The sequence below is a fragment of the Streptomyces griseomycini genome, assembly GCF_014203535.1.
GTDB classification, from domain to species: Bacteria; Actinomycetota; Actinomycetes; order Streptomycetales; family Streptomycetaceae; genus Streptomyces; species Streptomyces griseomycini.
Map to the genome: position 1 here is coordinate 477,698 of NZ_JACHJI010000005.1, position 17,520 is coordinate 495,217.

Annotated in this window: 14 protein-coding genes and 3 pseudogenes; 8 read left to right on the forward strand and 9 right to left on the reverse strand. The window is 71.0% G+C overall.

Annotated elements, in window-relative coordinates; translation table 11 throughout:
- Positions 1-100: 100 nt before the first annotated feature.
- The 3 genes from FHS37_RS16760 to FHS37_RS16770 form a co-directional block, all read right to left on the reverse strand.
- A complete protein-coding gene (locus tag FHS37_RS16760; RefSeq protein WP_184821869.1) occupies positions 101-619 on the reverse strand; it encodes a cupin domain-containing protein in 519 nt (172 codons plus the stop codon).
- Positions 620-1,386: 767 nt separating this feature from the next.
- Entirely contained in the window at positions 1,387-2,490 is a 1,104-nt protein-coding gene (locus FHS37_RS16765) for an SPFH domain-containing protein (protein WP_184821871.1), read from the reverse strand.
- Positions 2,491-2,519: 29 nt separating this feature from the next.
- Positions 2,520-2,957, reverse strand: coding sequence for an NfeD family protein (locus FHS37_RS16770; RefSeq protein WP_184821873.1), 438 nt, complete (start codon positions 2,955-2,957; stop codon positions 2,520-2,522).
- A gap of 298 nt (positions 2,958-3,255) precedes the next feature.
- On the opposite strand from FHS37_RS16770, the pseudogene FHS37_RS16775 reads away from it, so the two are divergent.
- Positions 3,256-3,866: pseudogene (locus FHS37_RS16775) on the forward strand (IS6 family transposase); the annotation flags it as partial.
- Between the two features lie 520 nt (positions 3,867-4,386).
- Here the strand turns inward: FHS37_RS16775 and FHS37_RS16785 are convergent.
- From FHS37_RS16785 to FHS37_RS16800, 4 genes are all read right to left on the reverse strand, one after another.
- Entirely contained in the window at positions 4,387-6,333 is a 1,947-nt protein-coding gene (locus FHS37_RS16785) for an alkyl/aryl-sulfatase (protein WP_184821875.1), read from the reverse strand.
- Between the two features lie 85 nt (positions 6,334-6,418).
- Positions 6,419-7,756, reverse strand: coding sequence for an MFS transporter (locus tag FHS37_RS16790; protein WP_184821877.1), 1,338 nt, complete (start codon positions 7,754-7,756; stop codon positions 6,419-6,421).
- Positions 7,757-7,988: 232 nt separating this feature from the next.
- Entirely contained in the window at positions 7,989-9,158 is a 1,170-nt protein-coding gene (locus tag FHS37_RS16795; RefSeq protein WP_184821880.1) for an acyl-CoA dehydrogenase family protein, read from the reverse strand.
- 14 nt (positions 9,159-9,172) lie between these two features.
- The gene (locus tag FHS37_RS16800) at positions 9,173-10,729 is read right to left on the reverse strand and encodes an acyl-CoA synthetase (protein WP_184821882.1); all 1,557 of its coding nucleotides are present in this window, start codon (positions 10,727-10,729) and stop codon (positions 9,173-9,175) included.
- A 114-nt stretch (positions 10,730-10,843) separates the two neighbouring features.
- On the opposite strand from FHS37_RS16800, the gene FHS37_RS16805 reads away from it, so the two are divergent.
- From FHS37_RS16805 to FHS37_RS41095, 7 genes and pseudogenes are all read left to right on the forward strand, one after another.
- Entirely contained in the window at positions 10,844-11,488 is a 645-nt protein-coding gene (locus tag FHS37_RS16805; protein WP_184821884.1) for a TetR/AcrR family transcriptional regulator, read from the forward strand.
- A gap of 96 nt (positions 11,489-11,584) precedes the next feature.
- Complete coding sequence (locus FHS37_RS16810) at positions 11,585-12,769, forward strand: serine hydrolase domain-containing protein (protein ID WP_184821886.1); 1,185 nt, start codon at positions 11,585-11,587, stop codon at positions 12,767-12,769.
- Positions 12,770-13,501: 732 nt separating this feature from the next.
- A complete protein-coding gene (locus FHS37_RS16815; RefSeq protein ID WP_184821888.1) occupies positions 13,502-13,873 on the forward strand; it encodes a hypothetical protein in 372 nt (123 codons plus the stop codon).
- Between the two features lie 663 nt (positions 13,874-14,536).
- Entirely contained in the window at positions 14,537-14,869 is a 333-nt protein-coding gene (locus tag FHS37_RS16820; protein ID WP_184821890.1) for a hypothetical protein, read from the forward strand.
- Between the two features lie 407 nt (positions 14,870-15,276).
- Entirely contained in the window at positions 15,277-15,957 is a 681-nt protein-coding gene (locus FHS37_RS16825) for a LysE family translocator (RefSeq protein WP_184821892.1), read from the forward strand.
- Positions 15,958-16,034: 77 nt separating this feature from the next.
- Positions 16,035-16,240 (forward strand): annotated as a pseudogene (locus FHS37_RS41300) (IS701 family transposase); the annotation flags it as partial.
- A 166-nt stretch (positions 16,241-16,406) separates the two neighbouring features.
- Positions 16,407-16,805: pseudogene (locus tag FHS37_RS41095) on the forward strand (transposase); the annotation flags it as partial.
- Here the strand turns inward: FHS37_RS41095 and FHS37_RS16835 are convergent.
- Together FHS37_RS16835 and FHS37_RS39510 are read right to left on the reverse strand one after the other, a co-directional pair.
- Positions 16,738-17,082 (reverse strand): hypothetical protein, encoded by a 345-nt coding sequence (locus FHS37_RS16835; protein WP_184821894.1) that lies wholly within the window; start codon positions 17,080-17,082, stop codon positions 16,738-16,740. The pseudogene FHS37_RS41095 and the gene FHS37_RS16835 overlap by 68 nt on opposite strands.
- A gap of 88 nt (positions 17,083-17,170) precedes the next feature.
- Positions 17,171-17,473, reverse strand: a complete 303-nt coding sequence (locus FHS37_RS39510) for an IolE/MocC family protein (RefSeq protein ID WP_229890016.1) — start codon at positions 17,471-17,473, stop codon at positions 17,171-17,173.
- Positions 17,474-17,520: the final 47 nt, after the last annotated feature.

A 17,520-nucleotide genomic window follows, 5' to 3' on the forward strand; every position in this document is an offset into this window, starting at 1 on the left:
CTACGAGGATCACCGCCCCTGGTGAAGCGCCGGCGTGTCACACCTCGCAGCCACCAAGATCCACTTTCGGCGCACGTGCGAGTCCGGCAGCGGACCCGGACTACTCCGCCCCGGGCTCGAAGTCTTCGAGGAAGTAGCTGTCGTGCCGGATACGAAACTGCTTAAGCTCCTCGCCACCGCGCTGCGCCATCTCCGCGACGTGCTCGAAGTATTCTTCGCGCGGGGCACCCGGGGAGAAGAGCATGAGCATGGACATGGGCTCGTCGGTCACGTTTTTGAAGGCGTGCAGGCCGCCGACCGGTACGTACAGGAAGTCGCCCTCGCGGCCGGTGACCCACTTCTCGCCGTTGTAGAACTCCAGTTCGCCGGAGAGGACGTAGAAGGACTCCGACATCGCCCTGTGGAAGTGGGTCTTGGCTCCAGCGGACCGTGCACCCAGCTCCACCTTGTACAGGCCGAACTCGCCGCCGGTTGACTGGTTGGTGGCGAGGTAGTGGGTAGAGGCGCCGGGTGAGGAGACATCCGGCGGGGTGTCGGCCGGTCGGAAAACCGCGTTCACTTCGCCCTTGTCGCCGTGGTAGCGGGGCTCCGGGTACTCGAGGTATTCCAGGTACGACATGATGCGCTCCTTCTGGCGGGTCTCCACCAGCATGGTGGCCCCCGCCCCCAGAAAGCGACATCGGGCCTTCGGGTGGTCTTGGGTCGCCCAGGGCTGGGGACCCAGGCCGTGTTTGAGGTCTCGGCTTGACTCCGGCCGCCACCTGCTCGGGATGGAACCACCGCTGTGCCAGGGCGCCTCCGCAGATTCCGCCCAAGCCGCTGTCGTCGACGCCGCCGATCCCGCGGCATTGCGCGCCCACCACGAGGCGTTCTCCCGCGACCGCGGTCCGGACGCCGGTTCGGCGTCCACCGGTGTCCCGATGCCGATGTGCTGCGGCACAGCCGACCCCTGGCACGGACCGGTGCGCGGAGTCGCTCCACGCACCGGAGCCGCCTTCTTCCCCGTGCCCGATGCCGGTCACCGCGACGGCCGGGTGCGGTCTGCCGAAGGCCTGCCCCATGTCCCGCACCTCCTTGCCACTGGATGACGGTGGTCAACGTCCGCGGCCGGCGCCACGTTCGCCGCGTCCGCGAGGTGCAGGTCCAGGGCGTGGTGACGGACACGGACGGACCGGGTCGTGCCCAGGTGGTCCTCTGTGATCTCCGGCATGACGACCCGGCTCATCCAGCGGTGAAGGCCGTCGACCGCGTTGAAGGCGGCCTCTCACCCGGGCTCGGCCTGGGCCACTGGTTCGGCGCGCGGCCGGGACCGGGGGAGGAAGCCCTCGTCCCGCAGGCCGGGCGACTGTCCCCCGCGGCGGTCCCCGGCAACAGTCGAGGGCGGGGTCAGCCGCCGGACGTCCGTCCCCGGCGCACCTGGGGCGTCTTCGCGGCCTCGGCCTCCGCCTTGGCGTCGCTCACCGCGGCGGCGGCCTGCTTCCCGGCCTCGTCAGCAGCCGTGGCGGCGTCGGGGGAAACGGTCGCTCCTGCATTGAGCTGCGGAATCCGGACTGCGTCCGACGTGTCGTCGGCGGCGGTTCCTGCTTCCCCGGAGGGCACAGGGTGGGCAGGGCCTCCCGCCGACCCGTCACCGAACGCACGGGTGACGGTCCGAACCGCCTCGGTCAGCTCGCCCGGGATCACCCAGAACGTGTTGTTGTCGCTGCCTGCCAGGTGCGGGAGCGTTTCCAGGTACTTGTAGGCCAGGACCTTCGGGTCGGCGTTGTTGCGATGGACGGCCTGGAAGACGAGCTCCACCGCCTTGGCCTCGCCGTCCGCCCGCAGGATCATGGCCTGTTGCGCGCCCTGGGCCTCCAGGATGTCCTTCTGCTTCGTGCCTTCCGCGGTAAGGATCTTGGCTTGCCGTTCCCCTTCGGCGTGCAGGATGGCCGCGCGCTTGTCGCGCTCGGCCCGCATCTGCTTCTCCATCGCTTCCTTGATGGTGTGCGGTGGATCGATGGCCTTGATCTCGACACGGTTGACCCGGATGCCCCACTTGCCGGTGGCGTCGTCGAGGACGGCGCGGAGCCGGGAATTGATCTCCTCACGCGAGGTGAGCGTCTCCTCCAGATCCATGCTGCCGATGACGTTGCGCAGCGTGGTCACGGTGAGCTGATCAATCGCCTGGAGGTAGTCAGCGACCTCGTAGGCCGCCGCCCGCGGGTCCGTGATCTGGTAGTAGAGCACGGTGTCGATGTTCACCACGAGGTTGTCCTCGGTGATCACCGGCCTGGGGTCGGATGAATAGACCTGCTCGCGCACGTCGAGTTTGGTGTTGATGCGATCCGCCACGGGCAGGACCAGGTTCAGGCCGGGTTGCAGCGTCCGGCGGTACCGGCCGAACCTCTCGATGTTGTAGCGGCGCGCCTGCGGGACGATCCGCACGGTGGAGGCCACGAGGAAGACGACGACGAGGACCACCACGAGAATGGGAATGACAACCGGGTCCACAGTGCCTCCGTTGCTGTGTGTTCAGCCGTTCACGGAAGGAGGTCGCGGGGGTGGACGATGGCCGTGGCACCTTCGATCTCCATGACGTCCACCCACGCTCCCACCGGGATCACCAGGCTCTCGTCGAGGGCGCGGGCGGACCATTCCTCGCCGGAGAGCTTGATCAGGCCACGGGTCGCGGTGACCTCCTGCACGACCTCAGCCCGCTTGCCGATCAGTGCGTCGCTGCCCTCGCGTACGAGGGGTTGCTGTGCCATGTGCCGCAGCGAGACAGGGCGGACGATGAGAAGGCCCGCTGCCGCTGCCACTCCGAAGGCCACGAGCTGGCCAAGGACACCGACACCGACACCGGCGACTACGGCGGCAACCAACGCAGCGCCCGCCAGCAACCCGAAGAACAGTGTCAGTGTGAAGAACTCCGCGGCACCCAGCGCTGCGGCGGCGAGTAGCCATACGAACCACGGCATCGGATCGCCCTCCCTCAGGGGCCTTCTTTACCAAGCTACCTTCCGGGACACCGGGCAGACAGAGCACGGACAGCTGTGGTCCCCGCTCGTTGAAGGGCTCGCCCTGATCGGTGGCGGTGCCTGCGGGCAGCTGAACGACTGCCGTGATCATGAGCGTCTGGAAGAGATCAAGGACCGGACGACCACGGTGGCCAAGACGGCGGAGCACGCGTGGCAGGAATGGACGGCGACGCCGGGGGCGGCGGGGGGAGGCTGCGGGCCGGCGCTGTCAGGTCGAGTGGTGGCCTTCTCGGGCGGCATGATCATCTGTCTGGTCGAATCGCTGGAGGGGCCGTCCGGGGTGGCGCCGTCGTACCGGGGGTTCCGCTTCCCTCCGGGGGCCGTCTCCCACTGTGGGTGGCCGTACCACCGCTTCACCCTGAGCCCTGCGCGACATCGAGGAGCTGATGCTCGAGCGCGGTATCGAGGTCGGCCACGAGACAGTCCACCAGTGGACGCGCCGGTCCGGCCCGGCTTATGCCGCTGCCCTGCGTCGGCGCCGCCCGGGGCCTGGTGGCAAGAGGCATCCGGACGAGACGTCCGTCAGGATCAACGGCGTGCGGCGGCACCTGTGGCGGGCCGGGGACCAGCGCGGGAACGTGCTCGACATCCTGCTGCAGAACCGACGGGACGAGGCCGCGGCCAGACGTTCAGAAGCCGATGTAGAGGACCCGGCCGGTGCCGCGGGTGATCGTCACTGACAAGCTCCGTTCCCGCGGCGTCGCCCACCGCGCGGTGATGCCCTCGGTCGAACACCGTTTCCGGCCCCGCCGTCACCTCCTCACCGCCCCGGACCGCCGTGCCGGGATGATCATCCGCTTCGCGGTCTGGGACCAGATCACCGATGTCGCCACCCTGCCCGCCGTAGCCTGGGCAACGGTCGCCACCGAAGCCGGAACGCGCCGAACCGGAGCCCACCCTCAAACACGCGCTCAACCTGACAATGCCCCTGCTGCGCATGCCGCGGTGCTCGCGGACCTGCTGCTCGGCGGCCCGTTCGGCGGCCGCTGTCCGCGCGAACTGGTCGGTGCGGTCCAGGTCCTCGGCGACCTCTCGGGCCCGCTCCTGGCCGGGGGTGGACGGGCGCGGCCAGGGCCTGGCGCTCGGCCTCGGCCTGGCGGTCGAGGGCGGCGGCCGGGCGCTCGACGATCAGCGATGTGAGCCGCTGGCAGGCCTGAGGTCCTGGCGGATCTTCCGCGGGGCCCGGATCAGCCCCAACCGTATGCCCGTCATCACCAAGGCCCTCCTCATCCTGGAGAGGCAACGCTGGGAAGGCTCGCCGTTTCCCTCCCAGCCCCGGACGTGCCGCGGAAGGGCCGCTGCGGTCACCACCGCGACCGGCCGGCTGCGAGGGCCGGCCCTCCGCAGCCATGAGGGCACTGTCCTCACCTCAAGGAGTAACGACGGGGAAGCGGTGGTCCGGAGTGTCCAGGACCGACAGGAGCTGCGCCAGCTGAGAGCCATCACCCGTCATGGTGATGCCGTCGGTGCTCTTGTCGGCGAGCAGTGCGAGGAGCTGGGACCTGGTCATCGTCATGGTCAGCCCCGCGTCGGGGCCGGGGTCCGCGTCGGTGGTCCAGGTGAGCAGGCCGTTGGCGAGGCGGAGGTGCCAGTAGGCGTCGCCGATGTGCCAGTCGATGGCGAGACGCAGCGACCAGGCGGCGGGTCCGTCGACGCGCACGGCCAGTGAGTCGATGAGCTGTCCGACCGTCAGGGCCCGGTGCAGGTCGGGGCCCATGGTGGCCTTGGGGGCCGGCTCGGTGCCGTGCACGAGCTCCTGGGCGCCGGTGAGGTAGAAGTTGCGCCACACCGCGTTCTCGCAGGCGCGTCCCAGGCGGACGTAGAGGCCGGCGAGTTGGCGCTTCGCCTTGGTGTCGGTCGGATCGTTGAAGACGGCGTGGTTGAGGAGGGTCACGGCGAAGCGCAGATCACCCTTGCCGCTGTAGTGCCGGGCACGTGCCCGGACGGCCGCCTGTCCGCCGAGGGACTCGACCCACCGGCGCGCCTCCTCGGTCGGCGGATGTTCCCACAGGTGCGCGGGGTTGGCGTCGAACCAGCCCATGTAGCGCTGGTAGACGGCCTTGACGTTGTGGCTGAGGGAGCCGTAGTAGCCGCGGTTGGCCCATACCCGCTCCAGTTGCGGCGGGAGTCGGAGGCTTTCCGCGATCTCGGTCCCGTTCAGGCCCTTGTTGATCAGGCGGACGGTCTGGTCGTGCAGGTAGCCGTAGAGATCCCGCTGCTGTGTGAGCAGGGCGATGATGTTGTCGTTGCCCCAGGTGGGCCAGTGGTGGGAGGCGAACGCCACGTCGGCCGCGCCCGTGTAGAGGCCGATCGACTCCGTCAGGTACCCGGCCCAGGCGTGCGCGTCGCGGACCTGGGCGCCGCGCAGGGTGAGGATGTTGTGCATGGTGTGGGTGGCGTTCTCCGCCATGCACACCGCCCGCAGGTCGGGGAAGAGGAAGTTCATCTCCTCCTGGCACTCCGTGCCCGGGGTCATCTGGAAACGGATCCTGACCCCGTCGAGGACGACTTCCTCTCCAGTGGCCTCGACGTACCGGGTGGGGGGTATCAGGCCGACGGTGCCGGTGGAGACCGCGAGGCCGAGGCCGCAGCCGACGTGTCCGCCGGCCTCGGTGGGCAGCTTGGTGCCGTACATGTAGCCGGCGCGGCGGGACATGGCCGGGCCGACGTAGACGTTCTCGCTGACCGCGTGCTCCATGAAGCCCTGCGGCGCGAGAACGGGTGTGCCATCGGCGCCGTCGGGCAGGACGCCCCGGCAGCCGCCGAAGTGGTCGACGTGGGGGTGGGTGTAGATCATCGCCTTGACCGGGCGGTTCCCGCGGTGGTCGCGGTAGAGCCGGAGGGCCGCGGCCGCGGTCTCGACGGAGGTCAGGGGGTCGATGACGATGATGCCGGTGTCGCCCTCGACGACGGTCATGTTGGACAGGTCGAGGCCACGGATCTGGTAGATCCGGTCCGTGACCTCGTAGAGCCCTTGGCGGGACAAGAGCCTGGCCTGCCGCCACAGGCTCGGATCGACGGTCGTCGGCGGGGTGTCTGCGGCGTCGGCGAGGAAGCGGTGGGCGTCGGCGTCCCAGGCGGTTCTGCCGGAGGGCGTGGTGATCGGTCCGCCGGTGTACGCGGCGACGAAGCCGCGGTCGGCGTCGGCGAAGTCGGTCCGGTCGTCGTAGGGGAGATCGCCGGTGCGGGTGGGAGACGGCGTTCCGGCGGGCCGGGGGCCGGGGGAGGCCCCGGACGTCTGCGGGTTCAGGGGCACGGTCGCCGCGGCGGCGCCCGCGGCGGCGGCGACGAAGCCGCGCCGGTTCATGGGGTTCATACGTGCGCACCTTTCTCGAGGTCGGTCGCGGGGGGAAGCTGTCGAAGCTGGGAGGGGTGGAGGCGAGGGAGTCCGGCGTCGCCCGTCAGGGCGGGGACGGGGCCCGTTCCGTGTGCAGGCCCATCCGTCGCGCGTCCTGCTCCGGCCGGATGGCGATGACGGCCGACGCGCCCGACAGCAGCATCACCGCGGCCGCGATGAGGAACGCGGTCGCGTATCCGGAGGACGCGGTCTCCGCCGCGTCGATGAGACGGCCGGTGACGAAGGGGGCGATCAGGCCGGGGAGGGTGCCGGTCGCGGCGACGATGCCGAAGACGGCGCCGCGCTGGGCCGCGGGAACGACCTCGGCGGCGGTCACGTAGTGCAGGGGGATCGCGACGGCGACCGTGCCGAAGGCGACCCCGATCAGCAGCAGGCGGATGACGGGGCCGTCGGCGAAGGGGAACGCGGCCATGGCGCAGGCCGCGACGCACACCGCGCTTCCCTGGGCGGCGCCGCTGGACCAACGGCTGGACACCCCTCGCGCCTTGAGGGCGTCCATGAGCGGGGAAACGGTCAGCAGCAGAACGAGGCTGAGGGCGGAGACGGCGCTGACGGTGGTCGCGACCGCGTGGGGGCTCAGGTCGAGCTCGGTCCTGAGGTAGGCGGGCAGCCAGGCGTGGGCCAGGGCGAGCGCCCAGGCGGCTCCGAAGGCACTGGCGATGCTGCCCAGCACGGTTCCGGTCAGCAGCAGCCGGCGGTACGGCAGCCGCTTCGCGGGCCGCGGACTGTCACCCCGCGGGGGACGTGCCTCGTCGTAGGGGCCGTCGTGGCCCGTCCGCCACCACACCAGGGCCCAGAGCAGACTGACGACGGCGAGGGCGGCGTACGCCGATCGCCATCCGAAGTCCGTGATGAGCCAGGTGAGCACGGGCGCGGAGACGAGCGTGCCGATCGCGGCGCCGCCGATCTGCAGCGCCGAGGGAAGTCCGCGCCGCTCGGGCGGGAACCACTTGTACAGCGCGTGCATGGACATCGAGGCCGCCGGCCCTTCCGCGGCGCCCAGCAGGACGCGGCCCGCGATCAGGGTCGGAACCGCCGCCACGGCCAGCACGGGCAGCTGGGCGACCGCCCACAGCAGAGCCATCACGAAGAGCATGGTCCTGCTGGAGATGCGGGAGGAGAAGAATCCGACGACGAGTCCGGAGAGGCTGAACAGAAGGTAGAAGGAGCTCGAGATCAGCCCGTAGGTGCCGTTGCTGATGTGCAGCTCGTCCATGATCGGGACGGCGGCGAGGCCGAGGACCGACTTGTCGGCGAAGTTGACGACCATGAACGTGACGATCATGACCGTCACCAGCCAGGCGCGGCGGCGGTCGTGCGGGCGACCGGCCGTCCGGTCGGTGCTGCGGCTGACGGGGGGCGCGGAGGATCGGGGTGCCATGGGTGACTCCTGCGGATGCGGGTGGAGCAGGGGGTCGGGCGTGGACGTGGTGGGGCCGGCGGAGGCGGGCGGCCGGCGGTGCGTGTTCGGTGGGCGTGCCCCGGCCGGGCGCGCTTGCGGTCCCGGTTCCACCGGCGAGCGGTGGTGTTCGGGGCACGGGGCTCGGAGTACGGGGGGCGGCCCAGGACGCGGGGCCCGGGGCACCGCCCCGGGCGGTGCCCCGGGCCGCCGGTCAGACGAGCGCCTTGACGATGGCGTTCTTGTGGATCTCGGTGGTGCCGGTGACGATTCGGAACATGCGCAGGGTCCGGAAGATCTGCTCCACTTCGTGACCGCGCGTCAGGCCGTCCTTGCCGTGGATCTGCACGGCCTGGTCCGCCGCGCGGAAGCACGCTTCGGCGGTGAACAGTTTGCACATGTTCGCCTCGACCGCGATGTTCTCGCCGCGGTCGGCCTTGGCGGCGGTGGCGAGGACCATCGACCGGGCCGCGTAGAGGTCGGTGGCCATGTCGGCGAGCTTGTGCTGGATGGCCTGGAGCGCGAGCAGCGGCTGTCCGAACGCGACGCGGGTCCTCGCGTGGGCGACGGACAGGTCCCAGGCGCGCCGGGCGGCGCCGATGAGGGAGGGGCAGTGGAGCAGCCGGTTGAGGGTGATGCGGCCGATGCCGATGCGCAGCCCCTGGCCGATCTCACCGAGCAGGTTCGCGGCCGGGATCCGGCAGTCCTCGAGGACGAGGTCGCCTTCCATCTGCTGTCCGGACATGGGAACTGCACCGTCCAGGACACGGCAGCCGGGGGTGTCCAGGTCGACGAGGAAGGCGCTGTACGTCTCCTCGCTGTGCGCCATCCGGGCGACGACGACGGCGAAGTCGGCGAACGGGGCGGCGGAGCTGAACACCTTGTGCCCGTTCAGCACGTACGTGTCGCCGTCCGGGGTCGCGGTGGTCGTCATGCGGCGCACGTCCGAGCCCGCGTCCTGTTCGGTGAGGGAGAAGCAGCAGGCGCGCTCGCCCCGGACCACCGGGAGCAGGTAGCGCTCCCGTTGCTGTTCGGTGGCGTACTTCATGAGGGCGCCGACCCGCAGCGGCCCGCCCATGTCACCGAGGACCGAGTGGGACAGGGCCGCCCCGGAGGCGGTGAGTTCCTCCTTGAGGGCGCACAGCTCGGTGAAGTTCAGTCCCTGGCCGCCGAGTTCCGGGGGCAGGCTGATGCCGTAGAAACCGAGTTCGGCGCTGCGCTTCCAGACGCGTTCCAGGGTGGGCCGGTCCAGCCGGCTCTCGGGGGTGATGCCGTGTGCGTGCTCGTAGGGGAGGAGTTCGTCGGTCAGGTAGGTGCGCAGGCGGCCGACGAGGTCCTGCAGGCGGGGGTTGTCGTCGTAGGAGGGGGCGAGGGTGTAGGGCATGGGGCGGTTCCTGTTCAGTGGACGCGGCGCTCGGCGCCGGACCAGTAGGAGTCGCGCAGGGCGCGGCGGTCGATCTTGCCGTTGGGGTTGTGGGGGAGCGCGGCGACGATGTCGACGGACCGGGGCTTCTTCATGCGCGCCAGGCGCTCGGCGCAGAAGGCGATGAGCTCGTCCGCGTCGAGCGTCGCTCCCGCCCGCGGGACGACGACGGCCTTGACCGCTTCGCCCCACTGATCGTCCGGAACGCCCATGACCGCGGCCTCGAAGACACCGGGATGCTGGTGGAGGACGGATTCCACCTCGACGGCGTAGATGTTGAAACCGCCGGAGATGATCATGTCCTTCTTGCGGTCGACGATGAAGACGTAGCCGTCCCGGCGCCGGCGCGCGAGGTCTCCGGTGAGGAACCAGCCGTCGCGGAAGCTCTCGGCGGTCAGTTCCGGCTCGTTGTGATAGCCGGGCACGACGTCGGGCCCCCGGACGGCGATCTCACCGATCTCGCCGTCCGCCACCTGGACGCCCTCGTCGTCGACGATGCGCACCTCGGCCTCGGCGAGGGGCCGGCCGCAGGACAGCAGCAGTTCCTCGTCGTCGCCCTCGACGGCGCGGCGGTGGTCCTCCGTGGAGAGGAACAGCACGCCGGAGGTCGTCTCGCCGCATCCGTAGCCCTGGCTGAGCACAGGGCCGAAGAGGTCCCAGGCCGCTCGGATCCGGGCGGGTGACATGGGCGCCGCGCCGTAGATCAGCTGGCGGAGGCTGGAGACGTCGTGGTCGCGGGCGTTCTCCAGCGCGAGGACCGTGTTGACCATGGTCGGGACGAGGAACGCGTGGGTGGCGCGTTCCCGTTCGACGGTGGCGAGGAATTCCCCGGCGTCCCAGCGCGGCAGCACGATGGCGCATCCGCCGGCGAAGAAGATGCCCATGAGGGGCATGCCGGAGGCGTGGGTGACGGGGCCGGCGAGGATCTGCCGGTCGCCCGGTCCGACCCGGGTGGCGCTGTTCATCACCGACTTGCGCAACAGGGCCAGACGATTGCCGTACGTCTGCACGGCCGCCTTCAGCTTTCCGGTGGAGCCCGAGGTGAAGTGCAGGACGGCGATGTCGTCCTCGGAGCGCTCGACGTCGACCGGCTCGCGGGAGGTGGCCGCGAGGGTCTCGGCGTAGCCGGGACCGAGGTCGCCGGGACCGTCGTAGCCGATGACGGACTTCACGCCCGTACCGGGCACCGCCCGCCGGGCCGTGTCCAGGTGCGCGGCGTCGGTGAGCAGGACGCGGGCGTCGGACTCCCGCAGCAGGTGCGCGACTTCGCCGTCGCCGAGGCGGGCGTTGATCGGCGCCCGGGCCAGTCCGGCCTTGTAGAGCGCCACTTCCGTGACGACCAGCTCCGCGCGGTTGGCCGCCAGCGTGGCCACGCGCTCCCCCGGGCTCAGGCCCATCCCCGTCAGCGCGGCCGCCAGCCGGTCGCTGTGGTCGTCGAGTTCCGCATACGTCAACCGGACCTGGCCGCAGACCACGGCCTCGGCATCGGGGTGGTGCCCGGCCGTCCGGCGCACGTAACGCCCGAGGTTCATCGCCGCCTCCAGAGTTTCCGAACGTCGTGTTCAATATCAATCTTGCTGTCGGGCAACGTAAGGGCGGCGCTAGGGTCAGGTCAACGGTCCGGACGAGAAGGAATCGAAGTGGACATGAAGCCCGAAGACCGCCGCGTCCGGCGGACGCGCGCCGCGCTCCGCCAAGCCCTGGTCGAACTGGTGCTGGAGAAGGGATTCCAGGCCGTCACCGTCGAGGAGATCACCGAGCGGGCCGACATCGGCCGGGCCACCTTCTACGCCCACTACCGCGACAAGGAGGACCTGCTCGTCGGCATCGTCCGCGACCTCGCGCAGGACCGCGAGCGCCTGCTGCCGGCCGTTCGCCAGGCGCACGCCCAGGGCTTCACCGGCCTGCCGGTCAAGTACATCTTCGAACACGCCGCCCAGGAACGGGGCGTCTACCAGGTGATCCTGCGGGGGGAGGGCGACGGGCGGGCGCTGCGGGAGTTCACCGAACTCATCCGCACGCACGCCGAGGCGGCCTTCCGTGACCGGGCGGAACAGCTCGGCGCGGAACCGAGGATCCCGCTCGGCATCGTCGCCCGCGCCTGGACCGGCGAACTCATCGCGGTACTGAGCTGGTGGGTCGAGAACGACACGGGCTACAGCGCCGAGCAGATCACCGCCCACCTGCGGGATCTTTCCGTCTACGGTCGCGTCTGGGCCACGGGGCTGACCCCGGTGGACGCCCCCGGAGCCGTCGACCTCACCACGGGGCGGCGCGCCGAGCGCCGGTAGCCCTCCTCGCCGGGACCGGACCCTTCCCGGATTTCCGAACACTGTGTACGTTAACGGTTCCCATGATCGGCTGATCCCGAGCGAGCGGAGCGACACGTGACCGGCACGCATTCACTGGCCGACCTCGTCTGGGCCCGGGGGTTCACGGACCCGGCCTGGGCGCGACGGCACACGACGGCAGGTCGGGAGACCATGCCGAGCCGCCGCGTCTGGCGGGGCCCGGGCCGGCCCGGTGACCTGCCCGCGGCCCCGCCCGGCGCCCTCGACGGCCTGAGCGTCACCGGCCCGTACGGACGCACGCTCACGCTGCCGGAGCTGCTCGCCGAGGCCGAGACGGACGCCCTGCTCGTCCTGCACAGGGGCAGACTCGTCCACGAGCAGTACCTGCACGGCTACGAGCCCCACGTCCCGCACTTCAACGCCTCCGCCGCCAAGTCCTATCTCGGCCTCCTGGCCGCGACCCTCGCCCACGAAGGGCACCTCGACCGCGGCGCCCAGGTGACCAAGTACGTCCCCGAACTCGCCGGCACCGCCTTCGGGGACGCCCAGGTCGACCACCTCCTGCACATGGGCACGCGGATGAGCTACGCGGGCCGCCCGTACGACAAGGCCCTGGAGGCGCAGCGCTATTTCGCCGTCCTCGCCCCACGGCTGCGTCCCCATGGCTACTCGGGGCCGTCCACCATCCGCGAGCACCTCGCCACCGCGCGGGCCACGGGTGAGCCCGGCACCGGGTTCCGCTACGAGAACGGCAACGTCGAGGCGCTCGCCGAGGTCCTGCGACGGGTCACCGGCGTCAGCACCTCGGCGCTGATGTCCGAGATGATCTGGTCCCGGATCGGCGCGGAGGAGGACGCGTACTACCTCGTCGACGCGGACGGCGCCGAGGCCGCCTGCGGCGGCTTCAGCGCTACCGCGCGCGACGTGGCGCGCCTGGGCGAACTTGTCCGCTGCGGCGGCGCCGTCGGCGACCGCCAGGTCCTGCCGGAAGCGGTGACCGCCGTCGTCGACGGTGTCCCGGACGGCTACCCGCGCCGCGTCCGCTTCCCCGCGGCACCGGCCGACGCGCCCGCCACCCTCTCGTACCACGACCTGTGGTGGGTCCTGAACGACCCCTACGGATCCTTCATGGCCAGCGGCATCCACGGTCAGCGCCTGTTCGTCTCACCCGCTCTGGGCCTGGTCGTCGTCCACTACGCCTCCCAGGTGGTCTCCCCGGCGGTCCCTCAGGTCCCCCTCGTGCAGGCGTTCCTCTCGATCGGCACGCGTCTCAACGGGTAGGACACGTGCCGCGTGGGCGTCGGCGGCCCGAGCATCCGAGTCGGGTGACCCGGGGCTTCGCGCGGCTGATGCGGCCCCTGCACGCTGCCGGTGCCGACATGACTGCGCTCCCGGTGGCGCGGGGGTCCTGTGTCCCCGGCGGGCCGGCGGCCACCGCGCGCCGGGCGGCCCTCGTCCACCGTGGGGGTCCGGGCGGAGGCGTGGGCGACGGCGCAGTACGCGAGCACGCCGAAGGAAGGAGAACCCGATCGCCCCGCGCACACCGGCTGTCGCTGCGACCGCCGCCACGGCGTCGACGACGAGCTCGACGTGATGCGGCACTCTGGCACAGGGCAACGAGCCGAAGTGCAATGGCTGACACAAGGGCACGCTTGGTGTCACCGGGACGTCTACTCCGAGCGAAGCGCCGGCCTGCCCCGCATCGTCGGCCTGCACTGCGGCGAGGGCCCGGACCGGCGAAATCGGTGACGTGGAAGGAGCGCGCGACGGTAGGGCGTCGGGTGAGGTGGTGCGCATCGCCCAGCGGGTGCGGGGCCGGCCGCGGAACGGGTCGCCGGTCGGGCGGAACGCGAGCTGTACACAGGCGCGGAGGGCACCGACGGACCGGCGGACCCGTGAGATCATCGTGCCCGTGGCTCTGGGCGCCTCGGTGTTGTCGTCCTGCCGGCCACGGGCTGAGCGGCTCGACCGGGGCCCTGGCGACACCGAACCGCGGCACCTGGGGGAATGAGGATGGGCTACAGCGGGACGACGGAAGCGGGCCGGGAGCGTACGCGTGCCGAGCGGCTGACCGAAGGACTGACCGTCGCCGTGGCGTCGGTCCTCTCGTTCGGCCTGCTGGCCGGCCTGGCCGTGGTCTTCGGCACGACCGCCTGGCACCTGGTCACCGAGACCGGCACCAGCGCGTTCAGCCGGTTCGCGGTGCCGATGATCTTCCTCGCCCTCGTGGCGCTGCCGCTCGTCCCGGCTTGCCTGGTGTTCCGCTCGGGCCGGCGCAAGGGCAGCAAGCAACTGACGGCGGCGGTCCCGGCGGCGCTGACGCTTCTCGGCGCGTCCGTCGCGCTGTTCGCGGCTCTGTCCCTGATCATCGCGCACGTGGACTGACCTCCGGCTCCGGCGGTCCGCCCGACGCTCCGAAGGCAGGTCCGTCGTCGCCAGGGGTGCTCGAACCCTCCGGTCGGGGGACCGACGGGTGCAGTGGGTGGTGCGCCGCCACTGACCTTCGGCCGGCTGTGAACCCCGAGTCCCGCCGCCGTCCTCGACGTCTCATTGCCCACCGTGTACGAGCTCGTCAGGCAGGGCGGGGGGATGCCGGAGACACCGGCCGTGTTGTGCAGGACGTGGTCGTGGAGGGGACGGTGTCCCCGGGCCTCACCCATCGCCTGCAGGGACGATCGTCCGGCTGAAGCCCTGCAGAGCCTTTCGCCGCGCAGGCGACCGCCCTTCGCGACCACACATGCTGAGCGGCCCCGCCCGGCCATCCGGCCGGGCGGGGCCGCTTCCTGTGCCGGCACGCCCCGGCCCTGCGAGGCCCGGGGCGTGTCCGGGCGGGTTGAGTGACCGCTCTGTCGGGCGGCGTTGCCTGGACGTCCGCCCCGGTTTGAGTAGTGGTGACCTTGAACAGCCCCCGCCACGATCCTTCTCGTTCTACCGAGAGCCGCAGAGCACTGGCGACGTGTCCGATGGGGGACAGTGCTCCGGTCTCGACCGGAAACGAGCAAGAGGAGTCTCCGATCGTCGCGGAGCCTCAGCAGGCCATCGCAAGCGGTGGTCGAGCTGAGGCTGCCCGCCGACTGGTCGACCACCCTCGTGGAAGGGGATCGACTGGTGAGGCCGACATTTCCTGTTCAGGTACTTCTTGTGATCGTGTCCTTCGTGTGGTCGCTGCTGGTCGCGGTGGTGGCGGGCGTGCTTTCCCACGAGGCAGGAACCCGGGTAGCCGGCGCGGTGCTGTACGGCGGCGGCGCCTTCATCGGCTGGATGACGTTGTGCGTCACCGTACTGACCGCGCTCGGCTTGCTCGGGGTTCCCGGGGAGGGCGGGCGTCCGAAGGTCGAGCAGCCGTGTCGGGCCCAGTGCTCGGCTGTGGCGAGCCGCTGAGCCTCGGCGGACCGCGGTGCCAATTTTTCCAGACGTCGTGAGAGGCTCACGGCACGGGCGGGGTACTCGAAAGAGACGGTGCGCAGGCACAGTTCGGCATAGCCGACGAGCAGACCGGGATGCTCGCCGTCCAGTGCCGGTCCGGCCCGCGAGGTGTGCGACACCGCCTGCCGGGACGGCCTGTCGCCGGAGGCGGCCGGGCCCCACGACGAAGTGGCCAAGGCCCTGCCGCCGCTGACCGTGGCGGACGAGCAGCTGGAACAGGGCCTTGGGCCCCCGACGAGCCGTCACCTCGCGGCCGACAGGCGAACGCTCGCGACCCGAGCGGGCCAGGGCAGGTCAAGACCCAGCCATGACGGAATTCCCCGGTGGCGAACGGGTCACGGGGCGAGCGAAGGGGAGAGCGGATGTCGGTCGACCTGGTGGGTTTCCTCGGTGTCGCTCTGGCGGCCTACGTGGTCCCCGGCCCGGACTTCCTGGTGGTGGTGCGCTCGGCAGCCGAGCACCCCGCCAAGGGACGGGCCGCGGCGCTGGGCGCCCAGGCCGGGTTGTGCGTGCACATGCTCGCCGCCGTTGCGGAGCTGTCGCTGATCGCAGCCCGTTCTCCCGTTGTCTACGGCTCCATCAAGCTGCTCGGCGCGGCCTACCTGGTCTACCTCGGGATCCGGGCGGTCCTGGCCGCCCGGCGGACCGCCCGCGAGCGCCGCGCCGAGACAGCGGCGGCAGACGGCCCGGAGGGGCTTACCGCCCCGCGGACCCCGGCCCCGGGCGATCCGGCCCGCGGCCGGTGGCGATCCGGCTTCACCGAGGGCTTCCTCACCAACGTGCTCAACCCCAAGGCGGCGCTGTTCTTCCTCAGCATCCTGCCGCAGTTCGTGCACGGCGGCGGCTCGACCGCACGGCAGATCTTCCTCCTCGGTACCCTCGACGTCCTGATCGGCGTCGTCTACTGGTTCGCCCTCGTCGCCGTCGCCGCGCGGCTGCGGACCTTCCTCGCCCGGCCGGGGATCCGCCACCGCTGGGTGCTGACGACCGGCTGGCTGTTCATCGGCATCGGCATCGGCACCGGCGTCGCCGCGACCTCCTGAGGCGGGATGGGCATGGGAGACAGAGGGGAGACCGATGCCCCGAGTCCTTCCTCGAGGAGGAGAGGAGGACCGTGTCTTACGGACAGGACTGGCACTTCCGCCGCCTGCTCGAACAACTCGACATCGACTATGCCGTCGCTGTGCCCAAGTCCCAGCGGATCAAGTCCCTGGCCGGCACCTGGCGCATCGAATAGCTCATCGACGAGGCACCCGGTGACGCCTGGCAGCGGCCGTCCTGCGGCGGCGGTGCAGGGACCCGCACGTCTACGACCGGGTCTGCGCACTGAAGTGGTCGGCCCGGAGAAGACGCCGCCAGGCCGTTGCCCGCCCCTGCCACTACCGAGGACGCAGCTCAGGGCACGAACCGCTGCTGGAGTGCCAGGGGCCCTTGCGGAACGACCTTCTTGTGGCGCGGTGGAGTTGTGCGCGATGTCGTGCCGGGGGTGACCTTGGTGCGGCGGAAGCCGTGGGAGGCCAACGACGAGCTGTGGGCGGTGATCGAACCACTGCTGCCCGGGCATGAGCGGCGGTTCCGGCACCCTGGGCGCAAGCGGATCGATGACCGCAAGGCGCTGCAGGGAGTGCCGTTCGCGCTCTGTACCGGCATCCAGCGGGATTGCCTGCCGCAGGAGTTGGGGTTCGGATCCGGCTCCACCTGCTGGCGGCGGCCGGCCGAGTGGCAGCGGGGTGGCCCGACACGGGGCCTCTTGGGCCAACGGTCCACGCGCGTCCTGGGCGTCACCGGGCGCGGCACCCAGAACGCTCGCGCCACTGTGCGGCTCAGCGCGGGAGCCGCAGTACAAGGGAGGTCAACTCCTCGGGAGACTGGTCCGTGTGACGCTCCGCGGAATACCGCACGGTGCAGGCCGCCGAGACCAGCTCCACATCCGAGTACCCGCCGTCTTCGAGCATCCCGGCGGCCATGCCGAGCGGCACGGCGAAGTCGGCTTGGGCCTCCTGCGACATCGCCTCGACGATGCCGGACTCGTCCTCGAGGAGCACCAGGTCCACAACCTGGCGGAGCGTCTCCTTCATGGCCGGTAGGTCCACCTCCCGGAGGATGTCGGCCATGTCGCGGTACTCCGCGAACCCGAACCGATTGATCCGCTGGTATTCCGCGTTCATGTCGTGCCCTTTCGAGGCCTTGTCAGAATGCCGGATCCTCGCGGGCGAGGGTCATGCAGTGGGCGGGGTGGAGGCTGGACCGTCCGGATCATCGGCCACGGCCGATCCTGCGCGTCGAAGAGGTCTGCGAAACCTGCGCGCCGCTGCTCCCGAACGCCACCGTCCCGGCCCGGGCCGGACGGCCGCGCCGCACCCTCGGCTGCCCCACCGCCGCGCCGCACCGCTCCACCGCCGCCCGCGGATCGAGCGCGCACGTGCCGTCGCCGAACAGCTCGAACACCATCCAGCCGTCGTGGCCTTGCCGTTCGAGGGACCGCAGGCAGTCGGACAGGGGAAGTCCGCCGTCGCCCCACGCCAGGTGCCCCGTGGGGCGGCCGTCGATCAGGTGCACATGGCGGATACGGTCGCCGAGCGCGGCGAAGGCGTCCGGCGGTTCCG

Excerpts from the sequence above, each read along its gene's own strand:
- FHS37_RS16760 (WP_184821869.1), bottom strand. The coding sequence starts at position 619 with ATGTCGTACCTGGAATACCTCGAGTACCCGGAGCCCCGCTACCACGGC.
- FHS37_RS16770 (WP_184821873.1), bottom strand. The coding sequence starts at position 2,957 with ATGCCGTGGTTCGTATGGCTACTCGCCGCCGCAGCGCTGGGTGCCGCG.
- FHS37_RS16785 (WP_184821875.1), bottom strand. The coding sequence starts at position 6,333 with ATGAACCCCATGAACCGGCGCGGCTTCGTCGCCGCCGCCGCGGGCGCC.
- FHS37_RS16790 (WP_184821877.1), bottom strand. The coding sequence starts at position 7,756 with ATGGCACCCCGATCCTCCGCGCCCCCCGTCAGCCGCAGCACCGACCGG.
- FHS37_RS16795 (WP_184821880.1), bottom strand. The coding sequence starts at position 9,158 with ATGCCCTACACCCTCGCCCCCTCCTACGACGACAACCCCCGCCTGCAG.
- FHS37_RS16800 (WP_184821882.1), bottom strand. The coding sequence starts at position 10,729 with ATGAACCTCGGGCGTTACGTGCGCCGGACGGCCGGGCACCACCCCGAT.
- FHS37_RS16805 (WP_184821884.1), top strand. The coding sequence starts at position 10,844 with ATGAAGCCCGAAGACCGCCGCGTCCGGCGGACGCGCGCCGCGCTCCGC.
- FHS37_RS16815 (WP_184821888.1), top strand. The coding sequence starts at position 13,502 with ATGGGCTACAGCGGGACGACGGAAGCGGGCCGGGAGCGTACGCGTGCC.
- FHS37_RS16825 (WP_184821892.1), top strand. The coding sequence starts at position 15,277 with ATGTCGGTCGACCTGGTGGGTTTCCTCGGTGTCGCTCTGGCGGCCTAC.
- FHS37_RS16835 (WP_184821894.1), bottom strand. The coding sequence starts at position 17,082 with ATGAACGCGGAATACCAGCGGATCAATCGGTTCGGGTTCGCGGAGTAC.